16 protein-coding genes are annotated in these 19,349 nt (G+C 56.9%); 4 read left to right on the top strand and 12 right to left on the bottom strand.

Going from position 1 to position 19,349, the window contains the following annotated elements; all coding sequences use genetic code 11:
* Positions 1-22 precede the first annotated feature (22 nt).
* Both B6S09_RS03085 and B6S09_RS03080 read right to left on the bottom strand, forming a co-directional pair.
* Positions 23-3,496 (bottom strand): hybrid sensor histidine kinase/response regulator, encoded by a 3,474-nt coding sequence (locus B6S09_RS03085; RefSeq protein ID WP_094277027.1) that lies wholly within the window; start codon positions 3,494-3,496, stop codon positions 23-25.
* Positions 3,493-4,638, bottom strand: coding sequence for a 3-phenylpropionate MFS transporter (locus B6S09_RS03080; RefSeq protein ID WP_094277026.1), 1,146 nt, complete (start codon positions 4,636-4,638; stop codon positions 3,493-3,495). The genes B6S09_RS03085 and B6S09_RS03080 overlap by 4 nt, the downstream gene beginning before the upstream one ends.
* A gap of 91 nt (positions 4,639-4,729) precedes the next feature.
* Between B6S09_RS03080 and B6S09_RS03075 the strand changes: the two genes are divergently transcribed.
* Complete coding sequence (locus B6S09_RS03075) at positions 4,730-5,644, top strand: ChaN family lipoprotein (protein WP_094277025.1); 915 nt, start codon at positions 4,730-4,732, stop codon at positions 5,642-5,644.
* On the opposite strand, the gene B6S09_RS03070 is transcribed toward B6S09_RS03075, so the two are convergent.
* A complete protein-coding gene (locus tag B6S09_RS03070) occupies positions 5,645-7,009 on the bottom strand; it encodes a GGDEF domain-containing protein (protein ID WP_094277024.1) in 1,365 nt (454 codons plus the stop codon). It lies immediately after the preceding gene.
* Between the two features lie 143 nt (positions 7,010-7,152).
* Between B6S09_RS03070 and B6S09_RS03065 the strand changes: the two genes are divergently transcribed.
* A complete protein-coding gene (locus tag B6S09_RS03065) occupies positions 7,153-7,485 on the top strand; it encodes a DMT family transporter (RefSeq protein ID WP_094277023.1) in 333 nt (110 codons plus the stop codon).
* A gap of 242 nt (positions 7,486-7,727) precedes the next feature.
* Here the strand turns inward: B6S09_RS03065 and ugpC are convergent, their stop codons facing one another.
* Genes ugpC through ugpB form a run of 4 tightly spaced genes read right to left on the bottom strand, consistent with a single transcriptional unit; the run spans position 7,728 to position 11,837 of the window.
* Positions 7,728-8,801 carry a sn-glycerol-3-phosphate ABC transporter ATP-binding protein UgpC gene (ugpC, locus tag B6S09_RS03060; protein WP_094277022.1) on the bottom strand — a complete coding sequence of 358 codons (1,074 nt, stop codon included), beginning with the start codon at positions 8,799-8,801 and terminating at the stop codon, positions 7,728-7,730.
* A complete protein-coding gene (gene ugpE, locus B6S09_RS03055; RefSeq protein WP_094277021.1) occupies positions 8,801-9,649 on the bottom strand; it encodes a sn-glycerol-3-phosphate ABC transporter permease UgpE in 849 nt (282 codons plus the stop codon). Before ugpE ends, ugpC begins: the two co-directional genes overlap by 1 nt.
* Positions 9,649-10,527 carry a sn-glycerol-3-phosphate ABC transporter permease UgpA gene (ugpA, locus tag B6S09_RS03050; RefSeq protein ID WP_094277020.1) on the bottom strand — a complete coding sequence of 293 codons (879 nt, stop codon included), beginning with the start codon at positions 10,525-10,527 and terminating at the stop codon, positions 9,649-9,651. Before ugpA ends, ugpE begins: the two co-directional genes overlap by 1 nt.
* Positions 10,528-10,538: 11 nt before the next feature.
* Positions 10,539-11,837 carry a sn-glycerol-3-phosphate ABC transporter substrate-binding protein UgpB gene (gene ugpB, locus B6S09_RS03045; protein WP_094277019.1) on the bottom strand — a complete coding sequence of 433 codons (1,299 nt, stop codon included), beginning with the start codon at positions 11,835-11,837 and terminating at the stop codon, positions 10,539-10,541.
* 188 nt (positions 11,838-12,025) lie between these two features.
* Here ugpB and B6S09_RS03040 point away from each other — a divergent pair, with 188 nt between their 5' ends.
* Positions 12,026-12,745 (top strand): glycerophosphoryl diester phosphodiesterase, encoded by a 720-nt coding sequence (locus B6S09_RS03040; RefSeq protein WP_094277018.1) that lies wholly within the window; start codon positions 12,026-12,028, stop codon positions 12,743-12,745.
* 160 nt (positions 12,746-12,905) lie between these two features.
* A complete protein-coding gene (locus B6S09_RS03035) occupies positions 12,906-14,303 on the top strand; it encodes a DEAD/DEAH box helicase (protein ID WP_094277017.1) in 1,398 nt (465 codons plus the stop codon).
* A gap of 35 nt (positions 14,304-14,338) precedes the next feature.
* Here B6S09_RS03035 and B6S09_RS03030 read toward each other — a convergent pair whose 3' ends face one another.
* The 5 genes from B6S09_RS03030 to B6S09_RS03010 form a co-directional block, all read right to left on the bottom strand.
* Positions 14,339-15,490, bottom strand: coding sequence for a benzoate/H(+) symporter BenE family transporter (locus tag B6S09_RS03030; protein ID WP_094277016.1), 1,152 nt, complete (start codon positions 15,488-15,490; stop codon positions 14,339-14,341).
* Positions 15,491-15,561: 71 nt separating this feature from the next.
* Positions 15,562-15,996 carry a CBS domain-containing protein gene (locus B6S09_RS03025; protein ID WP_094277015.1) on the bottom strand — a complete coding sequence of 145 codons (435 nt, stop codon included), beginning with the start codon at positions 15,994-15,996 and terminating at the stop codon, positions 15,562-15,564.
* A gap of 141 nt (positions 15,997-16,137) precedes the next feature.
* Positions 16,138-16,674 (bottom strand): heme utilization protein HutZ, encoded by a 537-nt coding sequence (gene hutZ, locus B6S09_RS03020; protein WP_094277014.1) that lies wholly within the window; start codon positions 16,672-16,674, stop codon positions 16,138-16,140.
* Positions 16,667-17,170, bottom strand: a complete 504-nt coding sequence (gene hutX, locus B6S09_RS03015) for a heme utilization cystosolic carrier protein HutX (protein ID WP_094277013.1) — start codon at positions 17,168-17,170, stop codon at positions 16,667-16,669. The genes hutZ and hutX overlap by 8 nt, the downstream gene beginning before the upstream one ends.
* A gap of 13 nt (positions 17,171-17,183) precedes the next feature.
* Positions 17,184-19,133, bottom strand: a complete 1,950-nt coding sequence (locus tag B6S09_RS03010) for a TonB-dependent hemoglobin/transferrin/lactoferrin family receptor (protein ID WP_166670274.1) — start codon at positions 19,131-19,133, stop codon at positions 17,184-17,186.
* Positions 19,134-19,349 lie beyond the last annotated feature (216 nt).

Below are 19,349 nucleotides of genomic sequence, written 5' to 3'. Positions count from 1 at the left end.
CCCACAGACTGCCCTGACACCCCTATCCTCCGCTTTTCACCAGGTGCTGCAGCAACGTCCTGAGCTTGAGCGGCTTGACCGGCTTGCTCAGATAACTTAAATCCAGCTGTTGTAACTGCTGTTGCAGCTCAGGCTGACGATCGGCGCTAATCACCACGGCAGGAATACAGCCAAATTCCAGGCGAAGCATATTGATGGCGGAAACACCGGTTTCACCATCATCGAGATGATAGTCAGACAGGATCACCTGAGGTACCAGGCCTTCATGACACAGCGCCTGAGCACTGCCTGCACTGCCTGCCAGCGATACCTCACATCCCCAGCGTTCCAGCAGGCTCTTCATCGCCGTCAGAATATCCGCTTCGTTATCAATGCACAGCACCCGCAAACCAGCAAGCCGGTTATTGCCGCCGGCCACGGCAACGGGGGCCGGCACCATGGTGCCTGGCAACTGACGGGAACGCGGCAGCGTCACGCTGAATACCGAGCCTTTTCCCTCCTGTGAGTGCACCCCCAGCTTATGATCAAGTATTCCCGCCAGCCCCTGCGAAATGGCCAGTCCAAGGCCCAGTCCCTGCTGATGACGCTGCCCCGGCTCCAGCCGCATAAACTCATCAAAGATCACATCCAGCTTGTCGGCAGGTATGCCGGGACCGTTATCCCATACTTCAATGCGTACCTGGTCACCCAGCCGGCGCAGACCCAGCACAATATGTCCCCCATTGGTATAACGCAGGGCATTGGTTAAAAAATTCTGCAGAATGCGCCGCAGCAAGCGAGGATCGCTGTGCACCCCCACTTTGCTGTTCACCACGGCAAACGCGCCGCCCTGCTGCTCTACCAGCACGCCAAACTCCGCCTGGAGGGTATCGAACAGTCCTTTAATGGGAAAATCCTGAAACCGGGGCACCAGCTTGCCCGACTCCAGCCGCGACATATCCAGCAAGTCACCAATCAGTTCTTCCGCCGCCGTTAACGAGCGATCAATATGCCCGGCCAGCCGCCGGCTCTCCTCGTCGCCGGAAGTTTCCAGCCAGGAAGAAGCAAATAACTTGGCCGCATTTAGCGGCTGCATCAGATCATGACTCACTGCAGCCAGAAAACGGCTTTTGGAGGCATTGGCCAGCTCCGCCTGACGGTTCGCTTCCAGCAACTGCTCATTCACTGCCGACAGCTCCTGAGTCCGCTCGGCCACCCGTTGTTCCAGCATAACATTGGCGTCTTTCAGCACCTGCTCGGCCTTGCGGAAGGTAGTGATATCGCTGAAGGTCATCACAAATCCGCCTCCGGGCATGGGGTTACCCTGCACTTCAATCACCCGGCCATCGGGGCGGGTGCGGGACGACACATGCCGGCTGCCGGCTTTCATGAAAGACACCCGGCGGTTGACTTGTTTATCAACCTCACCCGGGCCGCACAGACCCTGCTCGGCATTATGGCGAATAATATCGGCAATAGGCCGGCCCACCCGTACCAATCCGGTGGGGTATTGAAACAATTCCAGATAGCGCCGGTTCCAGGCCACCAGTCTGAGCTCTTTGTCCACCACCGAAATACCCAGACCAATGTGCTCGATGGCACCCTGTAACAAACCCCGGTTGAAACGAAACACATCACCGGCTTCGTCCACAATGGTCGCAAGCTCTTCCAGCTCCATAGAGCGTCCCTGCACTGCTGACGCCAGTACCAGACGGGCCGATGAGGTGCCAAATACCCCGGCCAGCACCCGCTCGGTATGCCGGATTAAGCTGGCCGGAGCTTGCATGCTGCCTTCCAGCGTACCCTGCTCTCCGGCGTAACGGGCAAAAGCCCGCTTGACCCTGGCTTCGCCCACAAAACGCGATGCCAGCTGCTCCAGATCCCGTACCGTCACCTTGGCCCGGTAAACATCACCATCATCTTTCTGATGCCGGCCGACAAAGGCCGCAGCCTGAAAGCGCTCTCCCATCGATGACACCGACAGCCAGGAGCCCGCCAGATAGCCAGCGAGGTTACACCCCAGGCTGAGTAAAATACCCCAGGTCACCGGGCTCATCTCGGCCAGCCACCCCAGTGCCGGCGGCGTCAGCAACCAGAGCACCACGTTGGTACTGGCATCACCAGCAAACAGGCCGGTTTCCGCCATCAGGTTCAGCAGCCACATCAGCATGCCCAGGCTTAACCCCCAGTAGGCCCCCCGCCGGTTGCCACCTCGCCACAACAGCCCCAGCACCAGTGCCGGAGCAAACTGGGCGATGGCCGCAAAACTGAGATAGCCGATACGCGACAGGCTGCTGATGTCGCCCAGCCATAAAAACACCAGCCAGGCCGTGGCCATGATCACCACAATGGCGGTGCGGCGCACGTTCAGCAGCAGTTGCGCCACATCCTCAAACCCCGCCCCCTGCAACTGACGCCGGCGCAGTATCATCGGCAACACCAGATCATTACTGATCATGATGGCCAGCGCGATGGTGGAGATAATCATCATACCGGTGGCGGCCGATGCCCCGCCGATAAAGGCCAGCATGGCCAGATAGGAATGCCCAAGATCCAGCGGCAGACTGATAACATAGGTATCGGGAGACGTCCCCGGTGACAGCCACTGCTGGCCGGCCAGCGACAACGGCAACACCAGCAGGCCGAACAACAGCAGATAAACCGGAAAGATACGACGGGCCAGACGCAGATCGGCTTCGCTGTGATGCTCCACTACCGCCACATGAAACTGACGCGGCAGACAAATGATGGCACTCATGGACAACAGGGTGTACACGCCGATATCCAGCAGATGACCGCCGCTTACCGTGCTCAGACTGCCGATGAAATCTTCTGCCACCATCACCCTGTGCTGACTGGGATAGGCCAGCACCAGCCAGAGTGCAAAACCGCCGACCACAATAAAGGCAATCAGCTTCACCACCGATTCGGCGGCAATGGCCACCATCACGCCCCGCTGATGCTCGGTAGCATCAATATGACGAGTACCGAACAGCAGAATAAACAGGGTAAACAGCAAGGTGACCATCAGCGCGACTTCACCGGCATTACGGCCGGCACCGGCCACTACATCAGGCGCCATCAGGCTCAGCCCCATCACAATGGCTTTGAGTTGCAGCGCGATATAGGGCAGCACCCCGACTATCGCGATCAAGGTGATAAACACCGCCAGCCGTTGCGATTTGCCATAACGGGCAGCAATGAAGTCGGCAATGGAGGTGATATGTTCCCGCTTGGCCACTTCAATCAAACGGGCAATAAAGCGTCCGCCGAAGGTGAAAATAATCACGGGACCAAGATAAATGGTGAAAAAGGTCCAGCCATCGGTACTGGCCTGACCGACAGTGCCAAAAAAGCTCCAGGAGGTGCAGTAAACGGCCAGAGACAAGCTGTACAGCATGGGCCGCATACGGCGTACCAGGTTGCTCATGCTCGGCCGGTCTCCCAGCCAGGCCAGCAAAAACAGCACCCCGAGGTAGACCAGTGCAATATTAATAACGGTCCAGCCCTGCATCATCTCGCTTGTTGCTCCTCAGACAAGGGCCTGGCCAGCAGCCAGGCCACCGGCAGCACCAGCGCTGCCATTAACCAGAAAGTATGTCCGCCCAGGCCCGGATAAAGCTGCCCCGACAACATCAGCAGTATGCCTGATACCATGCCAAGGGCAATGGAGGCATACAGCGCCTGGGCACCAAATACAGCCGCTTCATCCAGCTCGCGGCTGATAAAACGCACCGCACCCAGATGGCTGAGCCCGAAACTGCCGGCATGCAGCAACTGCGCCAGCACCAGCCATATCAGCTCGGTGGTGGCACCCAGCATTAACCAGCGGCACAGAGCACAAAGCAGGCCGGCCGCCAGCAGTACGCGCGCCGTCAGCTGAGCGAGCCACTTCCGGTCCAGCGCAAATATCATAATTTCGGCCAGTACGCCCAGCCCCCACAAATAACCGATCACCGTCGTACTGTAACCCTGCTGTTGCCAGTAAAGGGCACTGAACCCGTAGTAAAACGCGTGACTGCCCTGCAACAAGGCCGTGATCAGCAAAAAACGTCCCACCCCGGGCCGCTGCAGCACCCGCATGATACTATCACCGCCACGCCCGGCCGGCTGCTCAGCGGGGGCAGGCCGGGGCTGCAGCAAGGTCAACAGGATAAGCAGAGCCAGCGACATCACCATGCTGTGCAGTATCCACTGGCTACCACCGTATTCATTGAGCATGCCCACCGCCAGATTGGCGGCAATAAAGGCCGCAGAGCCCCATAGCCGGGCCTTGCCGTAATCCAGCCGGATCTGCACAATATAACGGCTGGCCATGGCCTCGCTGAGCGGGATCAGGGCCGGATACACCAGGTTTACCGCCAGCGTCAGCACCAGCAGGCCGACGGTGGACTGCCAGCCATAAAAGGCCATAAAGGCGAGCAGACTCAGCACACTCAGGCCCTGCATGACCGGCAGCAAATGCCGGGCCGACCGCACCCGGCCCATAATCCCCAGAATGCCGGCACAGCGCACCGCCATGCCCAGCCCCAGCAGTAACCCCACCAGCCCGGCGCCGGCACCGGCGTCTCCCAGCCACAGCGCCCAGTAAGGTAAAAAGGTGCCGTAGCCAAAGTAATAAAGGGCAAAAAACAATGCCAGCCAGCGTGCAGGCGTCATAGTGGTTTCAGTTGAATCAACATGCTGGTTATGATAATGCCTTTAATGGTGAATTACCGTTACCAAACCGTATTAAATAAAAGGGCCTCTGATGAGACAGATAAGTATGTTGCTGTGCGCTCTGCTGCTGACCGGCTGTCAGGTGCATACCGGTGCCGCAACTGCCCCCGCCACCCTTTACGATTTTACCCTGACAGATGACAGAGGCCAGATGCTGAGCGCAGCAACGGCGGCAGAGCGGCTGGCCGGCATGGATGTCATTATGGTGGGTGAGCTGCACGGGCATCCGGGGGTGCACCGGTTTCAGGCAACACTGCTGGCCGCCCTGCTGGAACAGCCTGAGCCGCTGGCACTGGCCATGGAGCAATTCACCCGGAATCATCAGGCTGAACTGAACGCCTACCTGAGCGGCAAGCTGGGAGAGGATGCGTTTATTGAGCAGGCCGATGCCTGGCCTTCCTATCGCCACGATTATCGCCCGCTCATAGAGCTGGCCAAGTCGGCCGGTATCGATGTCATTGCTGCCAACGCGCCCCGCCACATTGTGCGTTGCATTGGCCAGCAAGGTCCCGGCTATCTGGACAAACTGCCGGCGACCGAGCGGGGCTGGGTGGCCGGGCGGCTGACGCTGGATGAAGACGAATACAAGTCCCGCTTTATGAACACCCGCTTTCATGGCCACAGCCCCGACGAACGTCAGTTTGCCGCCCAGACCGCCTGGGACGACACCATGGCAGAAAGCATGGCAGCCTATCTGGCCACACACCCGGGGCACAGAATCATGCTGACCGTTGGCCGTTTCCATATTGCCGATGGTATGGGAACCGCCCAGCGCCTGAAAGCACGCATGCCAAAGCTGAATATTGCCCTTATCTACCCGGTCTTGTCCGGTGAGGCTGCGCCAGACGCGCCGTTATGGTCTCTGAAGGTTCAGGCCCTGCCCGCTCCCCGGCTGGACGGTGAACCATTCCCGGCTATAAAAATGGAACTCCCCGAATGCCTGTGATTACCCGGCAGCAACACAGCGATTACGGCCTGCAGATTTGGCCTGATAAAGCGCCTGATCGGCACGTTTAATCAGCTGTTCATAATCAGGATGACCGTCAAAGCTGGCCACGCCACCGCTGATGGTCACTTTCAGACTCTGATTGTCGGGCAATTCCAGCTCACTGCTCAGCAACTTTTCACGAATTTTATCAGCCACTGTCAGTGCATTGCTGATATTGGCTTCCACCAGCACCACCAGTAATTCTTCACCGCCATAACGAAAACAAAAATCACTGCTGCGAATGTTTTCTGCCACCAGCCTTGCCACCTGCTGCAAGACCATGTCTCCGCCCTTGTGCCCATGGTTATCATTAATGGACTTGAAATGGTCAACATCAAACAGCACCACGGAGAAGCTCCCGCCGCCACGCATGGCCAGCCTCACCTCTCGGTTGAGTACCGCCGGCATAAAACGCCTGTCCAGCAACCGGGTCAGCGTATCCCGGCCGTGCTCCAGCTCGATAAAACGATCAAACAACTTGGTCAGTACATAAGAGACCGATCTCAGCTGCTGCTGTAAGGCGGCCATGTTTTCTGCCAGTGCAGCCCTGTCTTCAAGCACCGGTATCAGTGCCGGCAGGTGCTGCTCGTCAATCCGGTGAAGGATATGCTCAATTTTTTCCAGCTCGTTTGCACCTTCAAACATCGAAACAGCCTGGTGATAAAACCAGAGCCCGAACTCCGACTGTCGCAGCGGCTGCAACGACATGCCGGGCTGATGCAGGGTAAACATCAGCTCCTGGCTCCAGTCAAGCAGAGCTGCCCGCTGGCGCTCACGCTCTACTGAAAGATTCAGTCCCAGATTATGCAGACGGTAGGCCTCGGCTGCCCGACTTTTGGTATCCGCTTTGGTAACAAACGCAAGGTTCATCAGCTCCAGCGACAGATCGATAACCCCGGCCAGATAGGTAGCGGCCTGCAGCCAGTCATCGGGCCCGGACCAGCGCCGGGTAACATGCTCAAGCAGACGTTTTTTATGCAGACGGGCTCCCGCCGACACCAAACTGATGGGCAGATTAATACGGGCATGCACCCGGCCCACTTCAAACTGGCGTTCCACGGACGGCCCTATCTGGGCAGGCTCCTGAACCGAAAAGACCTGATCCAGCCAACGGCTCATGGACGCTTTCAGCTGTTGCTCTACCTGTTCGTGCTCCAGAAAACGCCGGGCATCCGGCAGTTCCATCATTTGCTGATAAAAATTGCTCGCCAGTTCCCGGCTGTGCGCCTGCACCAGTTCACGCATTTCATGTCTTAGCGCCGGTGAATAGTCATGAAGAATTTGCAGCCACTGGGACTGGCCATAATCGAAAGGGTTTAACATAAGGAGGAGCTACTTCAGTATTTGGCTATATATTACCGCAAACAAGATAAAAACTCACGCCAGGTCCGGTAACCTGCACCAATGTGCCCGTCCGTTTGATACACTCGGCTCACTGATGGTTTCTTTTGTTACTGAGCAACATAATGAATGCTTATCTGCTGCTGACCCTGGCCATTGCTGCCGAAGTCGTCGCCACCACGGCACTCAAGGCATCGGCCGGCTTTACCCGACCCGGGCCCTCATTACTGGTGGTGGCCGGTTATGGCCTGGCTTTCTGGCTACTGAGCATGGTGATAAAAACCATGCCGGTGGGCGTGGCTTATGCTATCTGGTCCGGGGCCGGTATTGTGCTGATTACACTGCTGGCGGTGTTGTTTTACCGCCAGATCCCCGATATGGCGGCATTGCTGGGCATGGGGCTGATTATTGCCGGTGTGGCCGTAATACAGTTATGGTCAAAAACCGGCGGGCACTAATTCAGGCAGCATTTTGAATTTTTATATTTCGCAGTGAACATAAAGTCTGGTGTTTGTATTGATACAACACCCTGCCAATGCAAACAGTGGTAAGAAAAGCAAACTTAATAACTTCATTTATCACCTGAATTTAAATGATTTCTATCATCACCAGCTTGATAAAAAACCATCAAAACAGTGGGGGCTATATCATGATTTAAATTCAGAGGCAGATTATCACATGAAATTTTGTCATTCACTTTTTAACTTATCAGCATCTCCGGCTCCAGCCGGCGACCAGTTTCCGCCGAGAACAAATGCAAGTGTTCCGCTCCGATCACCAGATTTTGTGGCTGAGGCAACACACTGATGTCGTCGAGCCTGGCGACCAGCTGCTGCTGGGTACCCGGCAACCGGCAATAATAAAGACACTCTGCCCCCAGCATTTCGGTCATTACCGGAGCAATGCTGATCGGTAATCCCGGCCCCTGCAACCGCAATTGCTCGGGCCGCAGGCCCAGCATCACCTTACCCTCTTGATACCTTTGCGCCAAGGTCAGCCTCTGGCCGTCTTCCAGCAGCAGACTATTCCCTTCCACGCTGGCAGGCAGAATATTCATCGCCGGTGCACCGATAAACTGCGCCACAAACAAACTGGCCGGACGCCGGTATATGTCCATCGGTCGTCCGACTTGCTCCACCCGCCCCTGATTCAGCACCACCAGCCGGTCGGCCAGGGTCATGGCCTCGACCTGATCATGGGTCACATAAACCGCAGTGGTATTCAGCTTGCGCTGCAGCCGTTTAATTTCCAGCCGCATCTGCCCCCTGAGCTTGGCATCCAGGTTCGACAGTGGTTCATCAAACAAAAATAACCGCGGATTACGCACAATCGCCCTGCCCATCGCAACCCGCTGACGCTGGCCGCCGGACAGCTGACGCGGCCGCCGTTCAAGCAGCGCTTCCAGCTCCAGCAAAGACGCGGTTTCTTCTACCCGGGCCCGGATGGCTGCGCGTGCCATCCCGCGCACTTTCAGTCCATACGCCATATTGTCAAACACGGTCATATGGGGATAGAGCGCATAGTTCTGAAATACCATGGCAATATCACGCTCACCGGGCTCCCGTTCATTCACCCGCTCGCCATTAATCAGCAGCTCACCTTCGGTGATCGGCTCCAGGCCGGCAATCATGCGCAACAGCGTTGACTTGCCACAACCCGATGGCCCTACCAGCACCAGCATTTCGCCGTGATCAATATCTATATTCAGCGCCTGCACGGCACGGTGACCATTGGCATAGGTTTTTTGCAGGCCTTTGAGTTCTATCTTCGCCATTACTTTTCCGGCTCCACCAGACTTTTTACAAAAAATCGCTGCATGCCAAGCACCACCACTACCGGTGGCAGCATGGCCAGCAGACTGACTGCCATGACCCGGTTCCAGGCGATATCGCCGTTATCTACCGCCAGCATACGGGACAAACCCATCACCATGGTGTAATAACTGTCATCGGTAGTGATTAACAGTGGCCAGAGATACTGATTCCACCCGTAGATAAAGGTGATCACAAACAAAGCCGCCAGGTTGGTCCGGGACAGCGGCAATACTATGTCCCTGAAGAACCGCCAGGGTCCGGCCCCGTCCATGCGCGCCGCTTCCAGCAGCTCCGGCGGCAGCGTCATAAAAAACTGGCGGAAAAGAAAGGTCGCAGTGGCACTGGCAATCAGTGGCAGCGTCAGACCGGTCATGGAATTCAGTAATCCCAGATCAGCCACAATTTTGAAGGTGGGCATAATCCGGACTTCTACCGGCAGCATCAAGGTGATGAAAATCAGCCAGAAGCACAGCATGCGGCCGGGAAAGCGGAAAAAGACCACAGCGTAAGCCGACAACATGGAAATGCTCAGCTTACCCACGGCAATCAATAACGCCATCAGGGTGGAATTGAATAGCATGCCGGCCACCGGCACTCCGAGCTCCCGGCTGGCCTCGCCATTTAACACCTCGGCAAAAACGGAAAGACCCAGCTCTCCCGGCAGCCAGGAAACCTGTCCACTCATGACTTCATGACTGTGATGGGTTGCCGCCACCAGTGCCAGCCACACCGGCAACGCCACTGCAATCACACCGAGAATAAGCAACAGATAAGAGCAAAAAGATAACCAGGGCCGGTTTTCTACCATCAGTACGCTACCCGCTTTTCAATGTATTTAAATTGCACCACGGTTAATCCTGCCACCAATATCATCAGCACAACTGACTGTGCGGCAGAGCCCCCCACATCCAGGCCGACAAAACCATCGGTATAGACCTGATACACCAGAGTGGTGGTGCTGCTGCCGGGCCCGCCCCGGGTAGTGGCATGAATCACCCCGAATGTATCGAAAAAGGCATACACCAGATTGATAACCAGCAGGAAAAATGCGGTGGGTGACAGCAACGGGAATACGATGCTGAAAAAACGCCGGACAGGACCCGCCCCGTCAATGGCGGCGGCTTCAACCAGGCTGCCGGGTATGCTCTGCAGGCCGGCAAGGAAAAACAAAAAGTTGTAACTTATCTGCTTCCAGGCCGATGCCAGAATCACCAGCCAGAGAGCATGATTTCCGTTCAGGGCCGGATCCCAGTCTATGCCCATACTCACCAGCCAGCGCCCGACCTGGCCGACCCCGGGATTAAACATAAATAACCACAACACGCCGGCCACCGCCGGCGCTACTGCATAAGGCCAGATCAGCAGGGTTTTAAACCCGCCGGCAACCCGGGTGATCCGGTTGGCCAGTACCGCCAGCAGCAAGCCGCCAGATAACGCCAGCACCGATACGGCCAAACTAAAGCCCAGCGTGGTCAATGAGGTGGTGTAGTAACGCGGCTCTGAGAGCAGCATGACAAAATTCGTCAGGCCGACAAATTCACTGTTCAGGCCAAAGGCGTCTTCACGCAACAACGCCTGCCAGAAGGCCTGGCCTGCCGGCCACAGGAAGAAGATCAGCGTAATGATCAGCTGAGGCAACAGCAACAGCAGGGGGAACCCCTGCTGACGAAAATAATGGTGTTTCACTGCTATTACACTCAGTTCACTTTGGCAAACCGGCCAAGCTGGGCATTGGAACGCTCAACAATGGTATTGAGTGCCTTTTGGGGTTCACTTTGATCTGCCCAGACCTTTTCCAGCTCTTCATCCACAATATCGCGGATCTGCACAAAGTTACCCAGCCTGATACCTTTGGAGTTCACCGTCGGCTCGGTCCGGGTCATCTGTTCGATGGCCACTTCCGTACCCGGGTTCTGCTGGTAAAAGCCCTGCTCCTGGGTAAGCTTGTAAGCGGCATGGGTAATGGGCAGATAACCGGTAAACTGATGCCAGTCGGCCTGAATTTCCGGTGAGGACAAAAACTCAAAGAATTCGGCAACACCCTGATATTCTTCTTGCTCATGCCCCTGCAATACCCACAGGGTTGCGCCGCCGATAATCGAGTTCTGTGGCTGCTTAATCAGCGTTTCGTTGTAAGGCAGCAGGCCGACACCGAACTCAAAATCAGGGGTATTGTTTTTAATACCGGCATAAGAGGCGGATGATCCCATAAACATGGCGCACTCACCGGAGTAGAATAAAGGCAGACTGTCGGACTGGCGGCCGCCATATTTAAACAGACCGCTCTTACCCCACTCGGCCAGCTGCTCAATATGCTGCACATACTCAGCACGGTTCACCAGCAGCTCCACCTCGGTTCCGGCAAAACCATTATTGGCCGTGGCAAAGGGAATATCATGCAGGGCAGCAAAGTTCTCCAGCTGCACCCAGGGTGTCCAGCTGGTAGTAAAGGCACAGTCAGTACCTGTTTCTTTCAGCCGTTGCCCTGCCTGCGCCATTTCTTGCCAGGTGGTGGGCACTTCCACTCCGGCCCGTGCAAGCAGATCACGATTATAATAAAGCACCGGCGTGGAGCTGTTAAAAGGCATGGACAACATGTTGTTGTCATTGTCTGTGTAATAGCCGGTGACCGCCGGCAGATATTTACTTTGATCGAATGCCTTGCCAGCATCCTGCATCAGCTTATATACAGGATAAATGGCATTATCGGCCGCCATCATGGTCGCCGTACCGACTTCGAATACTTGAACAATATGAGGTTGCTGCCGGGCTCGAAATGCCGTGATGGCCCCGGTCATGGTCTCACTGTAACTGCCCTTATAGACCGGCTTAATCTCAAACTCAGACTGGCTCTGATTAAATTTACCGGCAATTTCATTGACCTTGTTTCCGAGCTCTCCACCCATGGCATGCCACCATGCAATCTGGGTTGCCGACGCCGCCTGGCCGCTCAGAAACAGACCGGAAAGGGCAAGACTGATTGCTTTAACATTCATGATGAGTCCTCACTGAACAATGAAATACGGTATCTGAGGTCATCAGCCTGAAGGACAAATATGAATCTTTTGTAGGTTTTTTATAACACCTTGATGGCAGGGCCTTAATCAGTGAATCATCCACTCACCGGCTGTCATAAAAAGGTGATAGCCTGTCACTCCACAAAACGTGTAGACGGATATAAACCATGCTGTTATGCGGACACCGCGGGGTGGCAGCCCTGGCACCGGAAAACACCCTCGCCGGGTTGAGGACTGCTTACAGGCTCGGGCTTGAATGGGTAGAAATTGATGTGCAACTCAGCCGCGATGATGAAGTGGTGGTGATCCACGATAATACCGTGAACCGCTGCAGCAACGGCCGCGGCAAAGTGAGCGAACTGGAGTGGCCGGAGCTTGCCAGGCTGGATGCCGGCGGCTGGTTTGACGCCGGGTTTTACGGCGAAGCCATTCCCCGGCTGAGTGATTACCTTGGCCTGGCCCATGCGCTTGGCATCAAGGTGAATATTGAGCTCAAAATTCACGCCGGTGACGACCCTCGCCGGCTGTGCCAGCACGTTCACGCTGTTATCGCTCAACTCTCTCTGCCGGAAAATACCCTGCTGTTTTCAAGTTTTGAACCTGCCTGTCTGGCACACCTGCAGCAACTTGCCCCCGCCATTGCCCGTGGTCTGCTGGTAGAACGCCTGCCCCACGACTGGCACGCGCAATTACTGCGACTGGGCTGCATGGCCCTGCACTGCAATCATAAATATCTGACTCATACTCAGGCCCGGGCCGTCAACGCCGCCGGCTTTTTGCTGCACTGCTATACCGTCAACGACAAGACCCGTATGCACACACTGGCCGACTGGGGAGTGGATATGATTTTTACCGATGATCCACAAGGGTATCAGCATCAGCCCTGAATAACGCCCGCCGCAAACCTCCCCGACAGAGTATTGGCCCGCTCTGTGCTCCTTCATTAGCACTTTTTATGGCTTTTGGTGCTTTTCTGTTATCATGCCGCCACTTTGCCCACCGGCAATCCCTCAATCGTCCGCCAGGACCTTGTTAGTTCGGAGTCTCATGTCATTTGCTTCTCTCGGTCTGAACGAACAGCTCGTTCAAGCCATTAACGAATGTGGCTATACAGAGCCGACCCCCATTCAGCAGCAAGCCATTCCGCTGGTCCTGAAAGGAGGTGACCTGCTCGCCGGCGCTCAGACCGGCACCGGCAAAACTGCCGGCTTTGGCCTGCCCATGCTGCAACGCCTGGGTGAAACCAAAGCACGCCCTCTGGCCAATGGCCGGGCACCGGTACGCGCTCTGGTACTTACCCCCACTCGTGAGCTGGCCGCTCAGGTGGAAGAGAACCTGCGCGCCTATGCCAAACATACCGGTTTGCGTACCCTGGTCATGTTCGGCGGGGTCAGCATCAACCCGCAAATGAAAGCCCTGGGCCGCAAGGTCGACGTGGTTGTGGCCACCCCGGGCCGGCTGCTTGATCATGTATCCCAGCGTTCTATCGACCTGTCCCGCATAGAAATGCTGGTACTTGACGAAGCCGACCGTATGCTGGACATGGGCTTTATCCGTGATATCCGCCGCATTCTGGCATTGCTGCCCAAACAGCGTCAGAACCTGCTGTTTTCCGCCACCTTTTCTGATGACATCAAGGCACTGGCAGAAGATCTGCTGCATAAGCCCGAGCACATTGAGGTTGCCCGCCGCAACGCCACCGCCGAGACCATTTCCCAGCGCTTCTTTGACGTGGACAAGGGCCGCAAGCGGGCGCTGCTCAGCTACCATATTGGCCATCACAACTGGCGTCAGGTACTGGTGTTTACCCGTACCAAGCACGGTGCCAACCGCCTGGCCGAGCAGCTGGGCAAAGACGGTCTGCCGGCCATGGCCATTCATGGCAACAAGAGTCAGGGTGCCCGCACCAAGGCCCTGAGTGAGTTCAAAAACGGCGGCATTCGCGTACTGGTTGCTACCGACATCGCCGCCCGTGGCATCGACATCAGCGAGCTGCCCCATGTAGTGAACTATGAGCTGCCCCACGTGGCAGAAGATTACGTGCACCGCATCGGACGCACCGGCCGGGCCGGCAGCAACGGTGAAGCACTGTCACTGGTCAGTGCCGAAGAAAAACCACTGCTGAAGGCCATTGAAAAGCTTATCAAGCAAAGCGCCGAACTGGAGCAGGTGCCCGGCTTTGAGCCCGACCCCAACGCCCCGGTTACGCCCCTTGAAAATTCACGCGGAGGCAACCGTGGCCGCAATGGTGGCGGCCAGCGGTCTGGTGGCCAGCGCTCCGGCAATCGCAACGGCGGTAACCGCAATGGGGGCGGTCAGCGCTCTGACGGCCAACGCTCGGGCAACCGCAGCGGCGGCAATGGTGAAGGTCAGCGTACCGGGGCTCCCCGTCGCCGGCCGCGCCGTGACGGCCAGCCCCGGCCTCAGGCCGAGCACAACAGCTGACAACAAAACCCCGGGCTTGCCCCGGGTTTTTTATGTTAACGACGGTGCCGGCTGTTCAGCCAGTGCACCCCGCCCCCCACCACCAGCCCCCAGAACGCACTGCCGATACCCAGCAGGGAAACACCCGAGGCGGTGACCATAAAGGTCAGCAGGGCCGCATCCCGTTCCTGTTCATCACGTAGTGCTACGGTCAGGCTGTTGCCAATGGTACCCAGCAACGCCAGGCCGGCAATGGCCATAATCAGCTCTTTGGGCAGAGCTGCAAAGAGCGATACCACGGTGGCGGCAAAGATGCCCATCAGCAGATAAAACAGGCCAGCCCAGAGACTGGCCCGGTAACGCCGTTCAGGCGCGCTGTCCACCTCCGGCCCCATGCAGATAGCCGCACTGATCGCCGCCAGATTAAAGGCAAAACCGCCAAACGGGGCCAGCAGCACGCCGGCCAGCCCGGTCACACTGACCAGCGGCGAAGCCGGCACGTCATAACCGTGCGCCCGGAGTACCGCCACCCCGGGCACATTTTGTGACGCCATGGTCACCATAAACAGCGGTATACCAATGCCAATCAGGCTGGTCAGGCTGAATTCAGGCCAGGTCAGCACGGGCATGGCCGGTTGCCAGTCAAGCTGCTCGGTCTGCATCAGCCCCATTCCGCTGGCCAGGCCCAGCCCGGCCAGCAGGCACAGCGGGATCACATAGCGGGGCAAGCGCCGGCGCAAACCGAGGTATACCACCAGCATCGTTATCACCAGCAGCGGCGCACTTTGCACCGACACAAACAGGTCCAGCCCAAAGTTCAGCAGCACCCCGCCCAGCATGGCGGCCGCCAGACCACCGGGAAGTAACCGCATAATATGATCAAACCAGCCGGTGAGACCGCATACCAGCAACAGCAGAGAGCTGAATAAGAATACTCCCACCGCCTCATTCATCGGCAGGCCGGCCAGGGCCGTCACCAGCAGAGCTGCTCCCGGAGTAGACCAGGCCGTCAGCACCGGCTGACGGTAACGCAGGGTCAGCAGCAGGGTAGTCAGTCCCGAGCCCAGCCCCAGCGCCCACATCCAGGAGCTGGTCTGGGCCTGACTGGCCCCGGCAGCCGCCGCCGCCTGAAAGATAATGGCGGCCGAGCTGCTGTAACCAACCAGCACAGCAATAAAACCCGCAGAAAGGTGAGACAAACTGAACATGGGGACTCCAAAAAAACAGGCGCAGCCGGGCCGCGCCTTATTACCTAAACGATCATTACCTCAGTAACAAATCAGCCCCGTTCTTTCAGCAGTCCGGCACATAAGCGTACAAAGTCGGAAGAAGTGACCATGCCCTGTAACCGGCCTTCTTCATCAACGACCGTCAGGCAGCCGTGCTTGTTGCTGAGAAAAAACTGCACCACTTCGGTCAGCGGTGCCTGGGCATCCACACTTTCAAGATCGGAATCCAGAATTTCCATCACCCGGCACTGACGTTCCCGCCGCTCCAGCGCGCTGACCCCATAATCAGACAACAACCCCATAATGGTGGCGAGCATGCGTTTCTGAGTGAGCACACCCAGCAGTTTGCCGGTCAGCGGATCCACCACAGGAATATGACGAATACTTTTTTCCCGCATCAGATCATGCGCATCTTTAAGGGTCGCGGTTTGATCCAGTGTCAGCAGATCGCGGGTCATGATGTCGCAAACACGTTCTAACGCCATGAGAAACTTCCTTTTTCCTGTTTATCACGATAAACAATAGTATGTTCCCTGTTTTGGCACAGTGCCGTACAGGTTGCAACAAAAAACAAAAAGCCCGCGAAAATCACGTATTCGCGGGCACTCATGGGGGAGTTAACTGTATTATTGATGCGCAGGCACCGCCTTGTGGCCATCGGTCAGATGCAGTACATCAACCAGATCATCGCCGCTTACCGCAAAGGCCTGACCAAATCCCTTCACGAACAGTCCTCGCTCCGGCACCAGGCGGAACAGATGGAAATCGCCGAGACCGGCCAGCCCGGTGACCATGTCACCGTGGCGCTCGGTCAGGGCTCTGATGCCCGCCAGCCAGGCCTCGGTATCACGCTCCACCCGCTCCGGACGCGCATCAAAAGTGAGCCGTTTACGGGCAAACAGGGTACGGCAGCCTTGCTCATCTTCCACCATCATCAGCGAAACGCTGGGGACAGACAGCAAATTGCGGGTATGACGGGCCAGTTCGCTGATCAGGATGTAATACCCGTCCTCTCGCAGTGCAAACGGAGCATAACTGACATTAGGGGCGCCCTCAGCATCCACCGTAGCCAGCAGCAAGGTCTTCATACTGTCGCGGAACTCGCGGATTTCCGGCTCCAGCCGCCCCTGTAAGCGCGCTTGTTTTTCGGCGTGTTCAACCATGCTGTAACTCCTTTAATGCGTGAAAGGCGGCGACTTGCTCAGGGAACAGCACTCCCTTGTCGTCCCGGCCAAGATAGATTTTAAAAACACAGTGGCCGTCGTCATTGTAAAAAACAATGGCGTGAGCCTCCTTGCCCCGGTGCGCCTTGCTCTGCAGTGCAATATGGCCAATGGCATCCAGTTTCAGGTGTCCGTGCAGCTCACCGGGTGCACCGAACAGATTGTAATAGCCATATCCGCTACGGCCCCTGGGCAGCGGGGCCTTCACTTCAAAAACGGAGCCGGCCACCTCAATAATGGTGGTTACCGGTCCCCATCCTGCGACCTGCTCCAGCAGGTGTTGCGCCTGATCACCGGAAAGCAGACAGACCAGCTCTGCGGGCAGGCACTGCATTACCTGCCATTCACTGACTTCCAGTCGTCTGGCCATTTCCACCGGACGCAGGGCCGGCTCGGCAGCCAGCAATTCATTAACCTGTGCAGTCAACTCAGACATTCCTGTTCCTCGTTCAGAAGCGGTAAAGGGCATTCAGCTTGATATTGCGGCCCGGTTCATACAGTTCATTAAAGGCGCGACGATAGTACCTGTCGGTCAGGTTGTCCACGGTCACCCCCAGCTCCAGGCCGCTGAGCGCCCCCTCGGCATACCAGCGGGCTCCCAGATCCAGCAGGGTGTAGCTGTCATAGGCTCGGTCTTCAAAGTGAACCGAGCCGGCATAGGTCATCCGGGCCCCCAGTTTAAGCTGGCTGTCAAACACCCAGTAATCGGTGCGGGCTACCCATTTATCGGCGGGGATCCCCTCCAGATCAGCCCCGGTGTGCTTGTCTTTGCCCGCGGTTCGGCCGTATGACAGCCCCAGTTCCAGATCCTGCCAGGCGTAATCCAGATTCAGCTCTCCTCCCCGGAGCACCGCCTTCTGGACGTTGTCGTAACGGGTTTCAAACACGCCATTCCTGAAATCCATGATGACCTTTTGCTCGATAAAATCATCAACATCGTTCCGGAACATGCTGGCGCTCAGCCTGAGACTATCGTTGTCCGCCAGCACGTCATCAAAACCGGCCCGGACAATAAGCTCTTTACTGGCGGCCTTTTCCGGACGCAGATCCGGATTGGGTACAAAAACATTATTTCCTATCGGTCCCAGGGAGAAATGGGTGCCGCTGGTATAAAGCTCTTCGCTGGTCGGTGCCCTGAACGCCTCATCATAACGGGCAATCACCTCCAGCCAGTCGGTGGCCTGCCAGCTTAACGCCAGCGAGGTCGACAGCTCACTTTCACTGCGCTTTGAGCCAGCCAGGTTTTTGGCCTCGGTGGAGAAATGGTCATAACGCAGGGCCGGCAGCAAAAGCCATGCATCGCCCAGCGGTACTTCGACCTGTACAAAACTGCCTATGATGTCGGAACGACCGTCCGCCGGTGTGGGCCGGTTAGCCCCTTCCCGGCTGCCCTGGCTTTTGTCCTGATAACCGTCCAACCCGTAGGTCAGCTTGCCCCAGTCCAGTTGCGAGCGATTGACCAGGCTGAGCCCCAGGGTTCGGTAGTCGGTGTGATCGCGCTGGTTTTTTAGCACACGAAATTCATCTACCTCGGTGCGGTTGTGATACAGGGTCAGCTCCAGATCCACCAGCCCGGAGTCCGGATTCAGCCGGTATCCCAGTACGCTGCCGCGGTCAGCAGACTCCCGTTCCACCAAAGGACTGCTGGAGTCGACATTGGCTTCCGGGTTACCGGGCACGGCACCGGTGGTTTCACTTTGCCGGTGGCTCAGGGTTAAACGCTGGGCATCGTCCAGCTGCCAGCCCAATTTAATCAAGCCGCCCCGTTCACGCTCCGCAGAATAGGACAGGTTGCTGTCGCTTCCCAGGCGGGTATCGTGCTGGTCCCGGTAATAGCCATTCAACAGCAGATCGAGCTGCTCACCGGCACCATACAAGGCCGCACTGGTACGATTCTGCTCCGCCGCCGTACCATGGCTTTGCGTGATATAACCTCCCAGGTTCTGACCTTCGCTCAGAAGCTCCCGGCCGCTCCGGGTGGTCTGGGCGACCACCCCACCGATGGCACCACTGCCCCACAGGCTGCCGGCAGGTCCCATAATGACATCAACCTGCTTCAGCAACTCGGGGGCGACCTGATAAGAGCCCCTGTGCCCGGCCACAAAGTTCTGACGGGCACCGTCCACCAGTTGCAGCACCCGGTTACCATCAAGGCCACGGATCACCGGCTGCTGATTACTGCTGCGCGGGCCACCGCCGATATCGATATTGGGATGATACTTAAATGCCTCAGCCACGCTGTCGGGTTGCTGCTCATCAAGTTGCTGACGGGTGACAACCGCTGCGCTGTGCTTGCTGCCGGCCAGCGTAGACTGGTCACGGCTGGCCTGAACCAGCACTTCGTCCAGCTGGCTGATGTCTGTCGCCTGAGCCGGCAGCCCCAAAACAGCCAGCGCCACCAGAGACAGTTTCCTCCCCGATAAACACGCCACAGTATTCGCTCTGTTCACAATGGTTTTCTCTTCAGAAAAAAGTAATAGAAGACGATGAACAGGCTAATTCACAACAAATATCAATGCAACGCATTATCATTAGCATAATCAACAACTCATCTACAGGCTAATGCAACACATTATCATTTGAATAGACATTGGCAGAAAAATCCGTATGCTGAG

Origin of the sequence: Oceanimonas baumannii (genome assembly GCF_002245495.1) — a bacterium.
Lineage (GTDB): Bacteria > Pseudomonadota > Gammaproteobacteria > Enterobacterales > Aeromonadaceae > Oceanimonas > Oceanimonas baumannii.
This window is presented reverse-complemented; position numbering and strand designations above follow the sequence as displayed.